Below are 18744 nucleotides of genomic sequence, written 5' to 3' on the forward strand. Positions count from 1 at the left end.
AACCGAAAAAATACTGTATTTAAAGGAGATAGATTATTATGGAAAAAATCTTTAAAGTAACTAGCGACTCAGGGATTCATGCTCGTCCAGCAACTCTACTTGTAAACACTGCAAGCAAATTCGGTGCTGATATTAACTTAGAGTATAACGGTAAAAACGTTAACTTAAAATCAATCATGGGTGTTATGTCTTTAGGTATTCAACAAGGCGCAGAAATTAAAATCACTGCAAATGGTGATGATGCAGCTCAAGCACTAGCAGCTATCGAAGAAACTATGAAAAACGAAGGATTAGGAGAATAATGACTCTTAACATTCAAGGGATCGCTGCATCAAGTGGGATTGCTATTGCGAAGGCTTTCAGACTTGAGAATCCTGAATTTAACATTGAAAAGAAAACGATTATGAACGAAGCTGCAGAAATTGTACGCTTAGACGCTGCGCTTGAGAAAGCAAAATCTGAACTAGAAGCAATTAAAGACCATGCTTTTGCTGAGCTTGGTGCTGATAAAGCTGCTATCTTTGAAGCACATTTACTAGTATTGAATGATCCAGAACTAGTAAATCCAGTAAAAGATAAAGTAAATAATGAAAAAGTAAATGCTGAATTTGCAATGGACGAAGTTGCAACAATGTTCATTACTATGTTTGAAAACATGGATAATGAATATATGAAAGAGCGTGCAGCGGATATTCGCGACGTAACAAAACGCGTTCTTGCACATTTACTAGGAATTAACTTCTCAAATCCAAGTACGATTTCTGAAGAAGTAATTATTATTGCTGAAGATTTAACACCATCTGATACAGCACAATTAAACCGTAACTATGCAAAAGGTTTCACGACTGATATTGGTGGACGTACATCTCACTCTGCAATTATGGCTCGTTCTATGGAAATTCCAGCTGTTGTTGGTACGAAAGTTGTTATGGAGAAAATCCAAAACGGCGATATCGTAATTATCGACGGTCTAGATGGAGAAGTAATTGTAAACCCATCTGAAGAAACGCTTCGTACTTTCGAAGAAAAGAAAGCAAAATTCGAAGAACAAAAAGTTGAATGGGCGAAATTAAAAGATCAAGCAACTGTAACAAGTGATGGGCATCATGTTGAGCTTGTTGCAAACATCGGAACACCAAATGATGTACAAGGTATCATCGACAATGGTGGAGAAGGCGTTGGTTTATACCGTACAGAATTCTTATATATGGGTCGTGACAATCTTCCAACAGAAGAAGAGCAGTTCGAAGCATATAAAGCAGTTCTTGAAGGTGTAAAAGCAGATCAACCAGTTGTTGTTCGTACACTTGACATCGGCGGAGATAAAGAGCTTCCATACTTACATTTACCAAAAGAAATGAACCCATTCTTAGGTTACCGTGCGATTCGCTTATGCCTTGAAGAACAAGATGTGTTCCGTACACAACTTCGTGCATTACTTCGTGCAAGCGTATATGGTAATTTAAAAATTATGTTCCCAATGATTGCAACTCTTGATGAATTCCGTCAAGCAAAAGCAATTTTATTAGAAGAGAAAGAAAGACTTGTTCAAGCTGGTACAACTGTTTCTGATGCTATTGAAGTAGGTATGATGGTAGAAATCCCCGCTTCTGCAGTATTAGCAGATCAGTTTGCAAAAGAAGTTGATTTCTTCTCTATCGGAACAAACGACCTAATCCAATACACAATGGCTGCAGACCGTATGAATGAACGTGTATCTTACTTATACCAACCGTATAATCCATCTATTTTACGCCTTGTAAAAATGGTTATCGATGCTGCTCATAAAGAAGGAAAATGGGCTGGTATGTGTGGTGAGATGGCAGGAGATTCACTTGCAATCCCGTTACTACTTGGATTAGGATTAGATGAATTCAGTATGAGTGCAACATCTATCCTTCCTGCAAGAACACAACTAAGCAAGTTGTCAAAAGCACAAATGGAAGAGTTAGCACAAAAAGCATTAACAATGTCAACTGCTGAAGAAGTTGTTGAATTAGTTAAAAGCATCTAATAATAAAAGAAAACCTGAGCCGATTGAAATCGGTCTCAGGTTTTTTTATATACTAAATTTAGATTTGATTTTTATGATTTTGAGGATACGAAGCAGAATTAGATAGCGATTGCTATGATATCCTCTGGGCAAACACGTAAAAGACCTGTAAATTTAGTTGCGTTCATGTTATTTTGATTATCTTTATTATCTTTATTATCTCCCATATTTAAAGCGGAGAAAAGAGCAACGCCGTTAGAAAACCCTTCAAAAATAACATTTCTGAAAGTAACGTTACCTTTAATAGTTAAAAGAGAAATTTCTGTTCCGATTGCAATGTGTCTAAGGACATTACATACATGGTGTCTTTCTTTTTCTTTTTCTCTTTCTCTTTCTCTTTCTCTTTCTCTTTCTCTTTCTCTTTCACGATCACGATCACAGCAATGACCACGATGACATTCTCTAAAATCTTCACGACATCCAAAAGATCCAAACATAATTCTCATCACCCCCTTCACACTTATAATGTATGTAAGTTGTATATGTGGTGATTGGACCGAACGTGGAATTTTTACTGGGATATTTTCTTATTTTAAATAACTAGATGGTATTTGTTACTTAATGGTATTTGGATAAGGATAAATGACAGGGGGAGGGAGGTCGAAACTTTTATTATTGTTTTTTTTCTTTATTCAAGGATCTGAAATTCACGGGTAGTTTTTCCTTATTTATCCCGCTATTTGAGGGCAGTAAGACCCCCACTGGTTATGATCATCTTTGAATCAATAAAAATCTTTAGGTGAGTCTTACTATCCACGCATAACTGGATACATAGAAAAGGATACCTTTATTTATAACGAGGTATCCTTTACACTTTTTTACTTTTATATAAAACGATTGCATATACGGGAAGAGCCAACAGTAATGGTACGATAGACTGTGAGATATGTAATCCTTCTTCTAGCTGGAGTGCTTTTTCTTTTGGGAATTGTAGCATTGTAATATTTGTGGCATCTCCAATAAAGTATAGAAGCAGTACAGTTACGGCATAGCTTAAAAATGCAATAAAGCTTCCATATGAATTCAATGAAAATCCCTCTCTTGTTATCTATTTGTTACTATTGTATCATAATTGTAACAAAAATACATCCTTTATATTTCATTGTATAACAAAATTCGACAAAATACTGTGATTTTAAAGGGGATAGAGAAATAAACTACTGTTCATATATGTTGGAATATTACAAAGAAATAACATAAAAAAACGAAGGGAGATACCCTTCGCTTTTTTATGTTATTGTGGGGCTGTTTACTTTGCCCATTCCGTTACTTGTTCGACATTCATACGTGGTGCTGGATGTCCTTTTAATGTAGATTCACCAATTGTAATTAGCATGATAGGTACATAACGAGAAGAAACATTAAATTCTTCCATTAGTGCTTCTGGGTTAAATCCACCGATTGCACAAGTGTCCCAGCCAGTTGCCTTAGCTGCAAGCATAAGTTGCATTGCGGCTAAGGATGCATTAGAGAAGGCTGCATCTCGTGGATATTGTTCACGCTTATATGCAGATTCAATATTTTGTGCCAAACGTTCTTTAGCTTCTTCTTTCATAAATCCTTGCTCTACGATAGGTCCATATACAGAATCGATGTTTTTATTTGCTTCTAGATCACCTAAAATAGCGACTACTGCAGAAGCATCAAGAATTTGTTGTTGATTATAAGCGATTGGATGTAAACGGCTTTGTACATCTTTACCTTGGAAAACAAGAAACTTCCAATGTTGTAAGTTCCAAGCTGATGGTGCTTGACCAGCTGCTTTCAAAATTTCTTGTAATTCCTCTTTTGAAATTTCTTTTTCAGAATTGAATGCACGATTAGATGTTCGTTCATATAGAACAGTAAAGAAATCTTGCTGTGTCATAATATGCCTCCTAAGTTTCATGTGGATTTATAAAAAAATACCATATGTAACAATTTTGTACTTACATTTTGTAAGTTATCACTGTAAAAGAATATAATATCTTTATTTTAATTGTCAAGTTGTTGAGAATAGAAGAAAAAGGGGACATTCGTACAATCGCTGTCATTCATGTAGTCATACAATAAAAAGATGATTCGCAGATCAAGAAGAAATATGTAAAGTGAAGCTCCTGTCAGTGGGAGAGTTCTTTGTTCCTGCTGATGCTCAGCCCTCACCAATCGAGTTCTTTTGATAACGGCCCCTTATAGAAAAGGAAAGTGAAGAATTCAGTAGAACAGGATATATGAAGTGAGTGAAGACCAGTGGTGAACATACTACATTTTTTATTAGAGAATACGGTTTTTCAAAATGTATTACAGGATCTCCATGTAAATGTACTTTATATAGAAGAAGGATGTAATCACCAGTATACGATTGATGACATACATCCAAAATGTATGTTTATAGCAAATAGTTTTGAAGAAGGGGAAATGTTATTTGAAAAAGTGCGACCACAAATTGTGATCATTTATGTGTCGAATGGTGCACAAGTAGAGTGTATAAAACACATATATAATTCGATGAGTTCTTTTATTGTTATCTGGGATCAGCCGGTGACTTCAAAATTTGTAGAGTTGCTTACAATAGGAGTACGAAATATTGTTATAGCTCCTGTTACACCACAGGTTGTGCTGGAAGAGGTAAACAAAAGTCTCTATCAATTATCACTATTGCAACAAGTGACTATTCAACAAGAGCTTCTTCAAATGATGTTTGATTTTCAAAATGATTTATTATTCATTGTAGAAGATGATGAGATCGTCGACTGTAATACGAACTTTTTGAGTTTTTTTGGATATGAAAATTTATTTTCATATCATGAGAATCATATGGTATTTGCGGAACATTTTATTCAAGAACATGGATATTACGCAACAAATCACGATATAACTTGGCTTGATGATTCTTTAGCGCAAGCGAGAAAAATAAAAATGTATAGTCATGAAGGCGAAGCGTTTGTTTTTTTATTACGTGCTACACCTGTACCGGAAGATTTGTCTAGGTTTATTGTTAAGTGTACAGATATTACGGAATTAGATGAATTATATCAAGAGCAAGAACAGCTTGCTGCAATTGATTCTTTAACAGAAATATACAACCGTTTGAAGTTTCAACAATTATTAGAAGAAAAATGGAAAAGTGAGAAACGAGTAAATCAAACGATGGCGCTTATTCTTTTTGATATAGACGATTTTAAAAAAGTGAACGACACATATGGACATGATTTTGGTGATTTAGCATTAATTCAGTTAGCCGAACTGATGAAATCTAAAATAGCATCCCAACATATTTTCGCGCGGTGGGGTGGAGAGAAATTTATTATATTAGTAATAAATACAACGGAAAAAGAGGCTTTCCAAGTTGCTGAATCGCTACGTTTTTTTATTGAAACGAAACAATTCTCTAGCATTTCAAAATTAACCGCAAGTTTTGGAGTTGCTTTATATGAGCAAGGAATGACAAAAGAAGAATTGATACAGCGAGCAGATATTGCTTTATATGAAGCGAAAAAAAATGGCAAAAACCAAGTACGTTTATATAGAAAAGAAAAAATGTGATTTTTTCGCAACAAAGTGTTGCGATTTTTTTCTGTTACCCGATAATAGAAAGAGGGGCCATTTATAAGAAAGTAACTGCGGAGGTTTTTGAATGATAAAAAAATTGATTATTATGGTCTTGATTTGCTTTATAGTATGTGGAAGTGTATATTACTTTTTTTATATACCCAAGAAGCAAGAAGCATTAACTTGGAAGGCAACTCCTTCTGTCGAGTCTGAGTTACAGGATAATTTAGAAGAAAAAAAGGAACCGCCAATTGATTATGCTAGTGTGGCACAAAGGTTAGATCAATATTTAAAAGATAAAGATTTTAATGGAACGGTTCTTGTCACAGATAAAGATCGTGTTGTGCTGAATAAAGGGTATGGATATGCAGATGTTCAAAGTGAAATTGAAAATACACCACAAACAAAATATCGCATTGGTTCCATTACTAAGACAGTTGTGGCAACATCGATTTTACAGTTGCAAGAGCAGGGAAAGTTAAATATTCAGGACAATGTAAATAAATATATACCTTTATTTCCAGCAGATAAAAATATCACATTATACCATCTTCTAACACATACTTCTGGTTTACCAGAGAAGGGAAAGGGAAAAGTGAATGCTGCATCACGTTTGAATTTGGTTACTTGGATTGGAAAGCAGCAAGTAGCTTTTCCGCCAGGAACTGGTTGGAAATACAGTGACTATAATTATATGGTGCTTGCTTATATTATAGAAAATATATCTAAAAAGCCTTTAGGAGAATATGTAAAGGAAAATATATTTGCACGAGCGAACATGCATGAATCAGGTATGGGAAATATGGTGCCAGGAGAGCAACATTTCACGCAAGGGTACAAAAAGAAAGACAATGTACTTGTACCAGCACCAAAATTAGCAATGAACTGGCTATATGGTTGTGGTGAGATGTATACTACAGTTGGGGATATGAAGAAGTTAGATGAAGCAATTATAAATGGAAAACTTCTTTCAGAGAAAAGTATACAAGTGATGTTTACACCATCATCCGAAAAGAAATATGCATTTAGTTTCTATATATATCCCGATTATTTTCATAACCATGGTGTAGTTGCTGGGTGGAATACATTTAATAACTTTAATAAAGATAAGGGAACGTTTGTTGTTTTATTTTCAAATGTGCAAAATGGCATAAATGATGATTTTAATAAGGAATTTCGGAAGATGGTCAGCGACTTATTAGAACAAAGGGGATGAGTAGATGAAACAAGTAATTTCATCAATTGGTTTTATCGGTACAGGTGTTATGGGGAAAAGTATGGTACATCATTTATTACAAGGTGGTTATACAGTATATGTGTATAACCGTACGAAAGAAAAAGCAACTTCCTTATTAAAAGAAGGGGCACATTGGTGTGATTCACCAAAAGAATTGGTGGAGAATGTAGATGTTGTTATGACGATGGTAGGATATCCGCATGATGTAGAAGAAATCTATTTTGGAACAGAGGGAATTCTGGAACATGCAAATGAAGGGACAATTGCAATTGATTTTACAACCTCTACACCGACGTTAGCAAAACGTATATATGAAGCTGGAAAGAAAAAGAGTGTACATACGCTAGATGCTCCGGTATCAGGAGGGGATATTGGAGCAAAAGAAGGCAGACTTGCTATTATGATTGGTGGAGAGCAAGAAGTATATGAAGTATGTCTCCCTTTGTTTGAAAAACTAGGAGAGAACGTTCAGTTACAAGGGCCAGCGGGAAGTGGACAGCATACAAAGATGTGTAATCAAATTGCAATTGCATCGAATATGATAGGTGTTTGTGAAGCGGTAGCGTATGCAAAGAAAGCAGGGTTAGATCCAGAGAAAGTACTACAAAGTATTTCAACTGGAGCAGCTGGTAGTTGGTCATTAAGTAATTTAGCTCCACGTATGTTAAAAGAGGACTTTGCACCAGGATTTTATGTGAAACATTTTATGAAGGATATAAAAATTGCGTTAGATGAAGCTGAAAAGTTAAAGTTACCTGTACCTGGATTAGCTCTAGCAAAAGAGCTATATGATGAATTAATAGAAGAGGGAGAAGAGGATAGTGGCACACAGGTTTTGTATAAGAAATATATAAGGGGGTAATGTGATGAATTTAGAAAAGTTTGACGGGATGATTGATGCTGTACAGCGTGCGACTTGTATGCCAATCAATGATAAGCAACAAGCAGCATTTAAACAAAAGTATGATTTTGAGCCAACATTTGAATATGGACGTGACGAAAGCGGCCATTACGTGATTCGAACATCAAAGAAGATGTTAGAAGAAATGGAATTTTATTTAGCTTTAAAGTATGATCGGGAAGGTATTGACCTTTATATGCATGCTGAAATTGATGGAGTATGTTATGTATCTGTTAGCTACGGAGAAGATGCTCTTCACTTACAAGAACTATTTCAGTTTTTGGAAGATAATAAATAAAAAGTCCTCGTTTGAGGACTTTTTATTTTGTTTAATATATTTTTTAGGAAAATTGGAAGCTAATTTTGATAAAGGCAGGTTGTATTAAGGTAGATGTATTGTGAGGATATAAAAATGTGAGATACAATGTAATGGGATTATAAGCTAGAAGCACGACGAGAGCGTTCGATTGGAAATGGAATGATTTTGGCCATATGATTGCGACTAAATTGCTTTGTACGAGCGTGACGTAATATATATAATGCAAAGAGAATAGCGATAGGTATAGCACCGTACAAACCAAAAAGTAAAGCGCTTACAGAGGATGCGACAAAACCTAACATACCGATTTCTAATTCCTCCATAATTGCCCCGAGAATAGCAGGAATAGCTCCACAAGTAACCCCAAGTATAAGTGCTATAATTAAATTCATGTTCTTCCTCCTTTTTTTGCGGTTTTCTGTTCAATTCATTTTCTATTATTTGTATTATATCATAATTTAAACAGAATTTTCAGAAAAAGTTCAAAAAATGTTCAAATTTTATTGAGAAACATACTTGATAAAATGAAAAATATCATGAGGAACCATTCCCCTTGATGATGAATCCTCATCCATCAGGAGATATTGCAAGGCGAGAGAAAATAAAAAAGCAGGCTTATTTCATATTCGTGAAATAAGCCTGTTCCATAGGAGGATGTATATATGTAGAGTAAATAAAAGGAAGGAAAAGGGGATCCAATCCCTTTTATTCAACTAACTACCTTAATAAATAGGAACCCAGCCTTCTGTTGTAACGAAAATACGAATAGCTACAACTTGGCAATCATCTTGTAATGTGAAATAATGTCTTGCATTTTCAGGTACAGAAATTAGATCACCAGGCTCAAGTTCAACATCGAAGAAGCGACCATCCTTGCCTTGGATAGCAAAGATACCATGCCCACTGACGATAAAGCGAACTTCATCATCAGTATGATGATGCTCTTGTTTAAAGTTAATTAATAACTCATCGAGGTTAGGTATTGCATTTGAAAGGGAAATAACATCATGTGCTTTATAACCTCGACGTTCTGAAACATCGGTGATTTCGTTGGAAAATACTGTTAAAATTTCTTTTTTGTTTTCATCAGTTAAGGAGTAGTTTTCTTTTAAATGAGTAGGGAGTTTTGAAATATCCCATTTTTCATATAAAACGCCTTCTCCATGTAAAAATTGCTTTACTTCCTGTTCATTTTCAATATGGGTTTTTATTTCATGAATACGAATTTGCGCCATGTGAAACGCCTCCTTGAATTGATAATAGTTTTATATGAAATTGGAATAAAAACTCATATGCTTCTAATCTTTTCTTTGCATCAAAGCTATCTTTTCCCCAAACGGTAATGCCATGGTTGCGAATCAATATAGCTCCAGCATCATCATGAATATGTTTTCGGAAATCTTCTCCTAACGTTGGAATATGAGCGTGATTTTCAATAATTGGAATTTTGATAGTGGCTCCTTCTTCCCATATATTAAGAGCTTTAATGATTTCTTGATTAGAAAATGAGATTTCTTTGTCGTATACGTTTGTAATTACATTGTTATCAATTGTATGGACATGTAAGACACATTCAGCTTCTGTATGATTATAAATATGAGTGTGTAGCAATGTTTCTGCTGAAGGGCGTAAATCGGTTTCTAAAACATCCTTTCCAGTTTGATCAACTAATAGAAAATCATCAGGTGTTGTTTTCGTTTTATCTCTTCCGCTTGCTGTAATAAGAAAGGTCATTGGAGTGTTACTCACTTTTATTGAAATGTTTCCACTTGTAGCAGGAAACCAGTTGCGATCCGTTAATTCTTTCTTTAATTTACTCAATTCTTCCCATTGACGAAAAAGTTGTCTCATTTTATCACCTCCAACAATTGCTGAACTTCTGTCTGTATGTCATAAAACGTTTCAAATGCTGTATAGGAAATTTGATGTTCTTGGCATTTTGTAATGAGAAAATCACGAGCGAATACTTTATCAGCCAGTTTTGCTGCTTGTAAATCTGTAATCGAATCTCCAATTACAATGTTAAAATCACCGTTTGAACTTAATTGCTGAATTAGCGTTGATTTGCAAAGACCGCAGTTGTTTTTACAATGTTCATCGCAAGGGTGAGGCCAGTTTACTTTAATTGTTTCCCCTGAAAAATCAGTCGTATTGCAATAAATATGGTCTGGGCTGATTAGTCCTTTGAGAAGAGGATAGACGAAAAAATCCATTCCTCCTGATATAATATGAAGTGAAATCTGATTTGTTTGGACAAACTGTGCAAACTCCTGGAATCCAGCCCGAATCACCGCTGTTTCTTTTATAAAAGTAATGATGTCATCTTGTAAACTTGTAGGTAAAAGAGAAAACAATTCCCCTACACCTTCTTGAATAGAAAGTTCTTGTGATAGAATTTTTTGTTTAATCGTTTTGGCTTCTGGTGGAGCGAATTTTTCCATAATCGCAACGATATTATCATTGTTCGTAATCGTACCATCGAAGTCACAAAAAATTTGAAGACTCATAGTTTCACCCCACGTGATGGATTCCCCCATAATTGCAGTGCAGCATGTAAATCAGTGTTATCTACTTCATGCAATGGTGTTCTTTGCAAAGTGGCATCAATTGCTGCTCGAAATGCTTTTCCACCGCCTTGCGCTCCAGCTGGGTGACCATGAATACCACCACCTGCGTTAATGACAACATCCTTGCCAAAATTACGAAGGATAAACGGAACAAAACCAGGGTGAATACCAGCCGATGGAACAGGAAAGCTTCGTTTTAAAGATTGATCTTTTTCAGTTAGTTTACTTGTAATAAGAAGAGCTTCTTTTTTTTCTAATGCAACACTGCCGTATGGTGATGGAAATAAAGAGAAATCTGCACCAGCATAACGAAGTAGCTTTCCAAGTAGCAATGGATAAGAAAGTCCATATAATTCCGATGAAGCGTATGCGCCGCTTACAGCAGGATGTGCCATAATTGGAATCGATATATCATCATCTTCCGCAAGTGATTGCAATACATCTAATCCATACGAGAATACATTGAACAGAAGAATATCTGCACCAGCTGTGGCGGCACGTTTTGCATTTTCTTTAAGATCATATGTACGTCCTGTTAAATTCACTGCATATAAAGTCTTATGACCATATGTTTCGTATACAGACTGTAACACTTCTTTTCCAGAATGAATTCGTTTTGTGAGCGGTGTTAATGGATTTTCAAACAAAATTTCATCATCTTTTACAATATCTACACCACCAATTGCTTGATCACGGAGCTGTGTTTTTAAATATCCTATATTGCGTCCAAGCATTCCTTTGAAAATGCTCATCAGAAGTGGACGGTCGTGAATTTGTAAGAGATTTCGAATGCCCTCAATGCCAAATTTAGGGCCAGGGAAATGTTCTTTTAAGTCATCTGAAAATGTTAAATCAATCAGTTTAACTTCGCCATCTAGTGATAATTTTCCAAATGTTGTTGTCAAAATAGCTGGTAAATCAGGGCTGAAATTTAGTGATGGATAATGAATTTTAATGAGTCCACGTGTCGCTTTTTTTCCGAGATACGTATTTACATGCTCTTGTTCTTCTAATTGTTCTACATGAATGACATTGCCTTTATGTTGTTTTAATTGTTCTTGTAATAAGTGTGGTAAATGAGTCCATGAACCAATTGTTAAACCGAGAGCAATTTGTTCTGCTTTTTGGTTTAAATTATGAGAACCATCATGGATTAAATAGGTTGCTGTTATTCCACTCATTTTTATAACCTCCTAGTTAAATAAAAAAACCTCTCAGCTAAGGAGAGGTTTTTTTACAACCAGCTCCTTATCTGTCAGCGTAATGCTGCGAGAATTAGCACCGTGCCTACAATTGTAGATCGGTTGCCGGGTTTCGTCGGGCTCGTCCCTCCACCTGCTCTTGATAAGAAGTATTTAGAAATGTTTGAATTTTTACGATATCTGAATTTTGGCAGAGTTTTTTTAGAATGTCAATGGTTTTTTGAAAATTTTTAATTTCTGGATTCGTTGAACAGCTTCTTGTAGTCGCTCTTCTGTATGTAGTAATCCAATACGGACGTAGCCTTCGCCATGTTTGCCGAACCCGACTCCAGGTGCAACTGCTACATGTGCTTGTTCTAGTAATACATCGGCAAACTGTTCAGATGAAAAACCATGGGGAACGGGAAGCCAAGCGAAAAAAGAGCCTTTTGGTGCGACTACATTCCAGCCGATTGATTGACAAGCTGAAATAAGGGCATTTCTTCTAGATTCATAGCGATCAACTAGTTCAGTTACACAAGATTGTGAACTTAATAGCGCCTCACGAGCAGCCTCTTGTACAGCGCCAAAAATGCTGACATACATATGATCTTGCAATAAATTGATTGTTTCAATTACACTTTCGTTACCGATAGCAAAGGCGATGCGCCAACCAGCCATATTAAATGTTTTTGATAATGTATAAATTTCAATGCCAACATCTTTCGCGCCATTTGCTTGTAAGAAGCTAGTTGGCTTGTTACCATCAAAACCAATTGCTCCATAAGCAAAGTCATGAACCACTAAAATATCATTTTCATTTGCAAATGTAATTGTTTCCTCAAAGAACTCTTTTGATGCGACAGCACCAGTTGGATTGTTAGGATAATTTAAAAACATCAATTTCGCTTGTTTGGCAATAGTATCATCGATTTTAGTGTAATCTGGTAAGAAATCATTTTCTGCTAATAACGGCATCGTTTCAAATTTTGCTTTTGCTAAAGCGACACCTGATAAATAGTCAGGATATCCTGGATCGGGTACAAGAATTGGATCGCCAGGATTTGTAAAACAAATCGGTAATTCAACCAGCCCTGCTTTTCCGCCAAATAAAACAGCAACTTCTGTTTTAGGGTTTACTTTGACTCCATATTCACGTTCATAGAACGTTGCAACGGCTGTTTTTAAGCTTTCATGTCCGCGAAATGGCGGATATTTATGATGAATTGCTTTTTCTGCTGCACGTTGTAAAGCTGTTACGATATGCGGCGGTGTTGGTTGATCTGGATTGCCTTGCCCTAGATTGATAACATCGTGACCTGCTTCAACCACTTTGTTAACTTTTGCAACAAGTGAAGCGAAAAACTGTGTTGGTAAGGATGTTACAATCTCGGAAGGTTGAAAATGTTTCATACTTTCCACCTCTTTTGAAAGTTGTTACAATTCTAGTGACAAATGATATAACCTTTCCAAGTTTTTGTAAAGAAAAAATAATTGAAAATGGGGCGGATAAAATGAAAGTCGCATGTATTCAAATGGATATTGCTTTTGGTGATGTGAACACAAATATTGAAAATGCAAAGAAAAAAATAGGAGAAGCGATGCAAAGAAAACCAGACGTTATTGTATTACCAGAACTTTGGACGACTGGTTATGATTTAAAACGACTTCCTGAAATTGCAGATGAAGGAGGAATACAAACGAAAGAACTTCTATCAGAATGGGCGAAGCAATTTGCGGTGAATATTGTTGGGGGTTCTGTTGCAAAGCAAACAAAACAAGGTGTTACGAATACGATGTATGTTGTGAATCGCGAAGGTGAAGTGCAAAATGAATATAGTAAAGTACATTTGTTCCAGTTAATGGACGAACATAAGTATTTAATAGCTGGTGATGGAACCGGTGAGTTCACGTTAGATGATGTGCAGTGCGGGGGGACAATTTGTTACGATATTCGTTTTCCAGAATGGATGCGTGTTCATACTGTAAGAGGGGCAAATGTATTATTCGTTGTAGCAGAATGGCCGCTTGTTCGCTTAGCCCATTGGCGTTTACTTCTTCAAGCGAGAGCAGTAGAAAATCAATGTTATGTGGTTGCATGTAATAGAGCAGGAGAGGATCCGGATAATATGTTTGCTGGACATTCTCTTATTGTTGATCCATGGGGAGAAATTGTAGTAGAAGCAGGAGAAGAAGAATCTATTTTACATGGGAAGCTAAATTTAGAAAAAGTTAAGGAAGTACGTAAGGGAATTCCTGTTTTTACTGATCGACGTCCAGAATTATATAAATAAAAAATATTGACAAATGATTTTTATTCTTGTTATAGTCTGTAGCAGAAAGTTAAAAATTCAAATAAATCATGCAACTCTTATCAAGAGCAGGTGGAGGGATTTGGCCCGATGAAACCCAGCAACCGACCGTAATACCATTGTGAGATGGGGCGTTTATGCGCCAAAAAGGCACGGTGCTAATTCCAGCAGAAAGGATAGCTTTCTGACAGATAAGAGGGGAGAAGCTGAACTTCAAACCTCTTTCTTCATGGAAAGAGGTTTTTCTTATGATGAAAAACCTCTGAATTAAAAAAGGGGGATAAGAAAATGGGATATCGTTCATTAACAGAAGAAACAGCAGTTCAATATGTAAAAGAGCACGGATACTTTGAGAAAAAGGCAAAGGTAACTTGTCATGAAATAGGAGATGGAAATTTAAATTATGTATTTAGGCTCCATGATGGAGAACGCGGTATTATCGTAAAACAGGCTCTTCCATATGCAAAAGTCGTTGGAGAAAGCTGGCCACTTTCGTTAAGTAGAGCCACAATTGAAAGTCAAGCATTACAAGTTTTTGCAAAATATGTACCAGAATACGTTCCGAAAGTATATGGTCATGATGAAGAGTTAGCTGTGACAGTAATGGAAGATTTGTCAACTCTTACAATTACTCGTAAAGGATTGAGTGAAGGGGAAGACTATCCGCTTTTATCTCAGCATATTGGACGTTTTTTAGCACATGTTTTGTTCTATACGTCAGATTTTGGCCTACCAGCAGAAGAGAAAAGGGTGTTAGACGGAAAGTTTGTAAATCCTGATCTTTGTAAAATTACAGAAGATCTTGTGTTTACAGATCCGTTTGGAAACTATGAAACAAACGATTATGAGAAAGAATTGCAACCTGTCTTAGATGAACTTTGGTGTGATAAGAAATTAAAATTACAGGTAGCGCAGTATAAATATAAATTTTTAACTAGAAAAGAAGCGTTAATTCATGGTGATTTACATACAGGTAGTATTTTTTCATCACCTTCTGAAACGAAGGTGATTGATCCGGAGTTTGCAACATTTGGACCGCTTGGATTTGACCTTGGTCAATTTATTGCAAATTTATTGTTGAATGCACTATCAAGAGAAGACGAGAAACGAAATATTTTATTCTATCATATTGAAAAAACATGGAGTAATTTTGTAGAAGTATTTACAAAGCTATGGGTACTAGAAGGGGTAGAACCATATACAAAGGAGAAACGATGGCTTGCGATTGTACTACAAAATATTTTTGCTGATGCAGTAGGATTTGCTGGTTGTGAAATCATTCGTCGAACAATTGGATTAGCGCATGTAGTAGATTTAGATGGAATTAAGGATAAGAATAGAAGAATTCAAGCTAAAAAGCATGCATTATATTTAGGTCGAGAGTTATTATTACATGAAACGACAGGTGCGAATGCTAGATTGTTCCAAACGTTATTTCAAGGTAGTGTTTTGGGAGGGGTAAAAGCATGAACACAACAGTTGCCGTTCCGCGTTCTATAAGTTGGAAAGGAGATTCTATTGCATTATTAAATCAAACGCGGTTACCGCATGTTGTAGAATATAAAACGTTGAACACTATTGAAGATGTGTGGAAAAGTATTGTTATGTTAGAAGTGCGCGGGGCACCTGCAATTGGTATTACAGTTGCTTTTGGATTAGCACTTGCAGTAAAAAAATATAATGTTACGAATATCACTGAATTTGAAAAAAAGTTTAAAAGTGATTGTAATTATTTAGCAACTTCACGTCCGACAGCTGTTAATTTATTTTGGGCAATTGATCGCATGGCAGCTTCTATTAAGCAAGCAACAACAATAAAAGAAGCAAGAAAAATATTAGAAGAGGAAGCACTTAAAATTCAGCAAGAAGATGAAAATATATGTCGTAGTATTGGAGAGCATGCTTTAACTAGGTTTAAAGATGGTGACCATATTTTAACGATTTGTAACGCCGGAAGTATTGCTACTGCTCGTTATGTAACAGCGCTAGCTCCATTTTATATTGGAAAAGAGCGTGGGGTGAATTTACGAGCTTATGCATGTGAAACAAGACCTGTTTTGCAAGGAGCACGTCTTACTACATGGGAATTGCAACAAGCTGGTGTTGATGTAACGCTCATTACGGACAATATGGCGGCACATGCTATTCGAACAAAAAATATTTCTGTTATTATTGTAGGAGCAGATCGAATTGTCGCAAATGGTGATACAGCAAATAAAATAGGAACCTTGAATTTAGCTATACTAGCAAAATATTTTCATATTCCTTTCTACGTTGCTGCTCCACTTTCTACATTTGATATTACGAAAAAAACTGGTGCTGAAATTGTAATTGAAGAACGAGATGAGACTGAAGTTACAAAGATTTTTGGAAAACAAATTTCTCCCGAGGGAGTCGGTGTTTATAATCCTGCATTTGATGTAACTCCTCATGATCTAATTACTGGAATTATTACTGAAAAAGGAATTCTACAAGGAGATTATGCCGTAGAGATTGCTTCATTATTTGAGAAAACAAGCTATATAAATACGCATTGAAAGACCGACATAAAGCCATTCCTTTAAGGTGGAAGAGAGCATCCGCCTATGGGTAGGGCGGTCAATGCCTTTTTTAGCCCCATGCCATATGAAAATAGAAGGAGAAAATGAGTGGAGAACTTCTTTTGTTTTCATAACTGCGACTTATATGTCGGAAAATTAAAAGGGATATATATAATATACAGTAGCTTGTTTTTTTATTGCCCAATTTCCTTTCTTTTGCTTATTTATTTAAAAGAAAGGAGGGGAAATAGATGGGGGAATGGATATCTATGATCGGTAATGTTGGATTTCCAATTGTTGTGACATTATATTTACTGCATCGTATTGAAAGTAAATTAGATGGTGTAATTGTTGCAATTGAGAAATTACCACAACAGATGACAAGGTATGAAGCTCCGCACGAAACAAAATGACAAAAGGCTTTGCTCTCAATGAGCAAAGCCTTTTGTAACAAAGATTATTGCGTCGTATAACCCCCATCAATAACAACTGCTTGGCCGGTTATTCCTTTTGCTTTTTCACTTGCTAAAAATAAAGCATAATCGGCAATTTCCTGAACAGCTAGCAATCGTTTTTGAGGTACGAGGGGATAGATGACATCCTCTAATACTCTTTCTAGTGGAACGTTTCGTGTTGTCGCTAAATCTTGGAGTTGATTCCTGACAAGAGGCGTATCAACATAGCCTGGGCAAAGAGCATTTACAGTAATGCCGTGTACAGCTCCTTCTAAGGCAGCAACTTTTGTTAAACCAATCACACCGTGTTTGGCACTATTATAGGCAGCCTTTCCAGCAAATCCGACAAGACCGTTAATAGATGCAATATTAATAATTCGTCCATACTTTTGTTTTTTCATAATTGGAAACGCATGTTTTATTGCAATGAACGGCGCAATTTGCATGATTTGAATAAGAAGTTCAAACTTATCGGTTGGAAATTCTTCAATTGGTGAGACGTGTTGCATACCAGCATTATTTATTAACACATCAAGTGAGCCGAAATTAGTAATAGTTTCAGAAATAGCTTCTGATATTTCTTGCTCAGATGTAACATCACATCTTAGACCGATTGCCTCATATCCTTCCTTGCGCAACTGTTCGGCAGCTTCCTTTGCACGATCTTCAAGGCGATCACTAATGACCACTTGTGCTCCTTCTTTTGCAAATGCATTTCCCATTTCATAACCAATACCACTTGCAGCACCTGTTAAAAAGACAACACGATTTGTAACCACAATGAAAAACACCCCTTTATATAGAATTTATCTTATTGCTCTATTTAGAGGAGGTGTAACGAAAATCCTGCAAAGATTTTGGGAAAAATGTGGTTATCTATCTTGCATAACAAGATAGAGGGAGGATTTGGATCATGTCGACAAGTCAAATGCTGAAAGGGATTTTAGAAGGAGGTCTCCTTGCCATTATTTCTGAAGGCGAAATATATGGCTATGAAATGAGTGAAAAGCTAGCCAAGTATGGTTTCACAATGACAAGTGAAGGAAGTATTTATCCGTTATTAATATGGATGCAAAAGGCAGGGCTAATAACAAGTACAATGAAGGAATCTCCATCTGGTCCAAAGCGAAAATATTATATATTAGCATAAAAAGGTGAAGATACACTGGATGAATTTATGGATCGCTGGGAAGCGATGCAAAGTAGTGTAGGGCGTTTGCTGAAAGGAAAGGGGAGGCGCGAATCTTTTTGGCGGCAAAGGTTATCAAAGAAAGTGATATTGAGAGTTTTTTAGAAGATGCAGAACTACACTTAATTGAAGGTGAGAATGATGGGAAAAGTATAGAGGATATTTTTGGAAGCTCACCGAAAGTATATGTAAATGAGCTTGTTCGGGTAATGGAAAAAGATCGAAGAGAGAGCTGGAAACAAATCGGATATACAGTGATGAATATTGTTGTATTTTGGGTTATTGCTTCCATTTTAATTGTAAATGATAACGGGCCATTACAGATTTCATTCGTTCAATGTATTGGGTATGGCATGAATGATCGCACTTGTAGCACCTAATATAGCTTCCCGTAAAATGGCTTTTCGGATAGGGTTTATAAAATTAGCTATTTTATTTGTTCTTGTAATGATTTATACA

Annotated in this window: 20 protein-coding genes, 2 pseudogenes and 2 riboswitches; of the genes and pseudogenes, 12 read left to right on the forward strand and 10 right to left on the reverse strand. The window is 35.9% G+C overall.

The genetic code is table 11. The features are described from left to right. Positions 1–38: 38 nt before the first annotated feature. Both ptsH and ptsP read left to right on the forward strand, forming a co-directional pair. On the forward strand, positions 39–302 hold the full coding sequence (gene ptsH, locus C568_RS0103945) for a phosphocarrier protein HPr (RefSeq protein ID WP_000411078.1): 264 nt from the start codon (positions 39–41) through the stop codon (positions 300–302). After that, the gene (gene ptsP / locus C568_RS0103950) at positions 302–2014 is read left to right on the forward strand and encodes a phosphoenolpyruvate--protein phosphotransferase (protein WP_018780843.1); all 1713 of its coding nucleotides are present in this window, start codon (positions 302–304) and stop codon (positions 2012–2014) included. The genes ptsH and ptsP overlap by 1 nt, the downstream gene beginning before the upstream one ends. Before the next feature lie 98 nt (positions 2015–2112). Here ptsP and C568_RS0103955 read toward each other — a convergent pair whose 3' ends face one another. From C568_RS0103955 to C568_RS0103965, 3 genes are all read right to left on the reverse strand, one after another. After that, positions 2113–2490 (reverse strand): DUF3915 domain-containing protein, encoded by a 378-nt coding sequence (locus C568_RS0103955; protein ID WP_003200001.1) that lies wholly within the window; start codon positions 2488–2490, stop codon positions 2113–2115. A gap of 371 nt (positions 2491–2861) precedes the next feature. Continuing rightward, positions 2862–3080 (reverse strand): hypothetical protein, encoded by a 219-nt coding sequence (locus tag C568_RS0103960; RefSeq protein WP_003200003.1) that lies wholly within the window; start codon positions 3078–3080, stop codon positions 2862–2864. 222 nt (positions 3081–3302) lie between these two features. After that, positions 3303–3920, reverse strand: coding sequence for a nitroreductase family protein (locus C568_RS0103965; RefSeq protein WP_018780844.1), 618 nt, complete (start codon positions 3918–3920; stop codon positions 3303–3305). 365 nt (positions 3921–4285) lie between these two features. On the opposite strand from C568_RS0103965, the gene C568_RS0103970 reads away from it, so the two are divergent. From C568_RS0103970 to C568_RS0103985, 4 genes are all read left to right on the forward strand, one after another. After that, positions 4286–5578: a GGDEF domain-containing protein gene (locus C568_RS0103970; protein WP_029426879.1), complete on the forward strand. Its 1293-nt coding sequence runs from the start codon at positions 4286–4288 to the stop codon at positions 5576–5578. A gap of 91 nt (positions 5579–5669) precedes the next feature. Continuing rightward, positions 5670–6800 (forward strand): serine hydrolase domain-containing protein, encoded by a 1131-nt coding sequence (locus C568_RS0103975; RefSeq protein WP_018780846.1) that lies wholly within the window; start codon positions 5670–5672, stop codon positions 6798–6800. A gap of 4 nt (positions 6801–6804) precedes the next feature. After that, the gene (locus C568_RS0103980; RefSeq protein WP_003199866.1) at positions 6805–7683 is read left to right on the forward strand and encodes an NAD(P)-dependent oxidoreductase; all 879 of its coding nucleotides are present in this window, start codon (positions 6805–6807) and stop codon (positions 7681–7683) included. Positions 7684–7687: 4 nt separating this feature from the next. Continuing rightward, positions 7688–8020: a DUF3909 family protein gene (locus C568_RS0103985; protein ID WP_003199867.1), complete on the forward strand. Its 333-nt coding sequence runs from the start codon at positions 7688–7690 to the stop codon at positions 8018–8020. 137 nt (positions 8021–8157) lie between these two features. Here the strand turns inward: C568_RS0103985 and C568_RS0103990 are convergent, their stop codons facing one another. The 6 genes from C568_RS0103990 to C568_RS0104015 all read right to left on the reverse strand — a co-directional run bounded on the left by C568_RS0103990 (position 8158) and on the right by C568_RS0104015 (position 13202). Then, positions 8158–8433, reverse strand: coding sequence for a hypothetical protein (locus C568_RS0103990; protein WP_003199868.1), 276 nt, complete (start codon positions 8431–8433; stop codon positions 8158–8160). A 330-nt stretch (positions 8434–8763) separates the two neighbouring features. Next, entirely contained in the window at positions 8764–9276 is a 513-nt protein-coding gene (locus C568_RS0103995) for a cupin domain-containing protein (RefSeq protein ID WP_018780847.1), read from the reverse strand. Beyond that, the gene (locus C568_RS0104000; RefSeq protein WP_018780848.1) at positions 9254–9892 is read right to left on the reverse strand and encodes a methylthioribulose 1-phosphate dehydratase; all 639 of its coding nucleotides are present in this window, start codon (positions 9890–9892) and stop codon (positions 9254–9256) included. Before C568_RS0104000 ends, C568_RS0103995 begins: the two co-directional genes overlap by 23 nt. After that, on the reverse strand, positions 9889–10548 hold the full coding sequence (locus C568_RS0104005) for a 2-hydroxy-3-keto-5-methylthiopentenyl-1-phosphate phosphatase (RefSeq protein WP_018780849.1): 660 nt from the start codon (positions 10546–10548) through the stop codon (positions 9889–9891). Before C568_RS0104005 ends, C568_RS0104000 begins: the two co-directional genes overlap by 4 nt. Beyond that, the gene (gene mtnW, locus C568_RS0104010) at positions 10545–11789 is read right to left on the reverse strand and encodes a 2,3-diketo-5-methylthiopentyl-1-phosphate enolase (RefSeq protein WP_018780850.1); all 1245 of its coding nucleotides are present in this window, start codon (positions 11787–11789) and stop codon (positions 10545–10547) included. Before mtnW ends, C568_RS0104005 begins: the two co-directional genes overlap by 4 nt. A gap of 64 nt (positions 11790–11853) precedes the next feature. After that, a riboswitch (SAM riboswitch) is annotated at positions 11854–11959 on the reverse strand. A gap of 52 nt (positions 11960–12011) precedes the next feature. Then, entirely contained in the window at positions 12012–13202 is a 1191-nt protein-coding gene (locus C568_RS0104015) for a pyridoxal phosphate-dependent aminotransferase (protein ID WP_018780851.1), read from the reverse strand. Positions 13203–13216: 14 nt separating this feature from the next. Between C568_RS0104015 and C568_RS0104020 the strand changes: the two genes are divergently transcribed. From C568_RS0104020 to C568_RS0104035, 4 genes are all read left to right on the forward strand, one after another. After that, positions 13217–14083 carry a carbon-nitrogen family hydrolase gene (locus C568_RS0104020; protein WP_029426881.1) on the forward strand — a complete coding sequence of 289 codons (867 nt, stop codon included), beginning with the start codon at positions 13217–13219 and terminating at the stop codon, positions 14081–14083. 74 nt (positions 14084–14157) lie between these two features. Then, positions 14158–14299, forward strand: a riboswitch (SAM riboswitch). 90 nt (positions 14300–14389) lie between these two features. After that, entirely contained in the window at positions 14390–15571 is a 1182-nt protein-coding gene (mtnK, locus tag C568_RS0104025) for an S-methyl-5-thioribose kinase (RefSeq protein WP_018780853.1), read from the forward strand. Beyond that, positions 15568–16638, forward strand: coding sequence for an S-methyl-5-thioribose-1-phosphate isomerase (gene mtnA, locus C568_RS0104030; RefSeq protein WP_018780854.1), 1071 nt, complete (start codon positions 15568–15570; stop codon positions 16636–16638). The genes mtnK and mtnA overlap by 4 nt, the downstream gene beginning before the upstream one ends. 254 nt (positions 16639–16892) lie before the next feature. Further along, the gene (locus C568_RS0104035; protein WP_016116126.1) at positions 16893–17054 is read left to right on the forward strand and encodes a YvrJ family protein; all 162 of its coding nucleotides are present in this window, start codon (positions 16893–16895) and stop codon (positions 17052–17054) included. A 44-nt stretch (positions 17055–17098) separates the two neighbouring features. Here C568_RS0104035 and C568_RS0104040 read toward each other — a convergent pair whose 3' ends face one another. Continuing rightward, positions 17099–17875, reverse strand: a complete 777-nt coding sequence (locus tag C568_RS0104040; RefSeq protein WP_003199877.1) for a 3-hydroxybutyrate dehydrogenase — start codon at positions 17873–17875, stop codon at positions 17099–17101. 134 nt (positions 17876–18009) lie between these two features. Here C568_RS0104040 and C568_RS34120 point away from each other — a divergent pair. Continuing rightward, positions 18010–18390, forward strand: a pseudogene (locus C568_RS34120) (PadR family transcriptional regulator). Then, positions 18339–18708: pseudogene (locus C568_RS0104050) on the forward strand (HAAS domain-containing protein); the annotation flags it as partial. The pseudogenes C568_RS34120 and C568_RS0104050, both read left to right, overlap by 52 nt. Positions 18709–18744: the final 36 nt, after the last annotated feature.

The organism is Bacillus sp. 95MFCvi2.1, from assembly GCF_000374965.1.
In the GTDB taxonomy this organism is placed as follows: Bacteria; Bacillota; Bacilli; order Bacillales; family Bacillaceae_G; genus Bacillus_A; species Bacillus_A pseudomycoides.

What these genes read in the sequence shown, in the direction of transcription:
- C568_RS0103955 (WP_003200001.1), bottom strand. Translation starts at nt 2,490, where the DNA reads ATGTTTGGATCTTTTGGATGTCGTGAAGATTTTAGAGAATGTCATCGT.
- C568_RS0103975 (WP_018780846.1), top strand. Translation starts at nt 5,670, where the DNA reads ATGATAAAAAAATTGATTATTATGGTCTTGATTTGCTTTATAGTATGT.
- ptsH (WP_000411078.1), top strand. Translation starts at nt 39, where the DNA reads ATGGAAAAAATCTTTAAAGTAACTAGCGACTCAGGGATTCATGCTCGT.
- C568_RS0103985 (WP_003199867.1), top strand. Translation starts at nt 7,688, where the DNA reads ATGAATTTAGAAAAGTTTGACGGGATGATTGATGCTGTACAGCGTGCG.
- C568_RS0103965 (WP_018780844.1), bottom strand. Translation starts at nt 3,920, where the DNA reads ATGACACAGCAAGATTTCTTTACTGTTCTATATGAACGAACATCTAAT.
- C568_RS0104015 (WP_018780851.1), bottom strand. Translation starts at nt 13,202, where the DNA reads ATGAAACATTTTCAACCTTCCGAGATTGTAACATCCTTACCAACACAG.
- C568_RS0103990 (WP_003199868.1), bottom strand. Translation starts at nt 8,433, where the DNA reads ATGAATTTAATTATAGCACTTATACTTGGGGTTACTTGTGGAGCTATT.
- C568_RS0104005 (WP_018780849.1), bottom strand. Translation starts at nt 10,548, where the DNA reads ATGAGTCTTCAAATTTTTTGTGACTTCGATGGTACGATTACGAACAAT.
- mtnW (WP_018780850.1), bottom strand. Translation starts at nt 11,789, where the DNA reads ATGAGTGGAATAACAGCAACCTATTTAATCCATGATGGTTCTCATAAT.
- mtnK (WP_018780853.1), top strand. Translation starts at nt 14,390, where the DNA reads ATGGGATATCGTTCATTAACAGAAGAAACAGCAGTTCAATATGTAAAA.
- ptsP (WP_018780843.1), top strand. Translation starts at nt 302, where the DNA reads ATGACTCTTAACATTCAAGGGATCGCTGCATCAAGTGGGATTGCTATT.
- mtnA (WP_018780854.1), top strand. Translation starts at nt 15,568, where the DNA reads ATGAACACAACAGTTGCCGTTCCGCGTTCTATAAGTTGGAAAGGAGAT.
- C568_RS0103980 (WP_003199866.1), top strand. Translation starts at nt 6,805, where the DNA reads ATGAAACAAGTAATTTCATCAATTGGTTTTATCGGTACAGGTGTTATG.
- C568_RS0104000 (WP_018780848.1), bottom strand. Translation starts at nt 9,892, where the DNA reads ATGAGACAACTTTTTCGTCAATGGGAAGAATTGAGTAAATTAAAGAAA.
- C568_RS0104035 (WP_016116126.1), top strand. Translation starts at nt 16,893, where the DNA reads ATGGGGGAATGGATATCTATGATCGGTAATGTTGGATTTCCAATTGTT.
- C568_RS0103995 (WP_018780847.1), bottom strand. Translation starts at nt 9,276, where the DNA reads ATGGCGCAAATTCGTATTCATGAAATAAAAACCCATATTGAAAATGAA.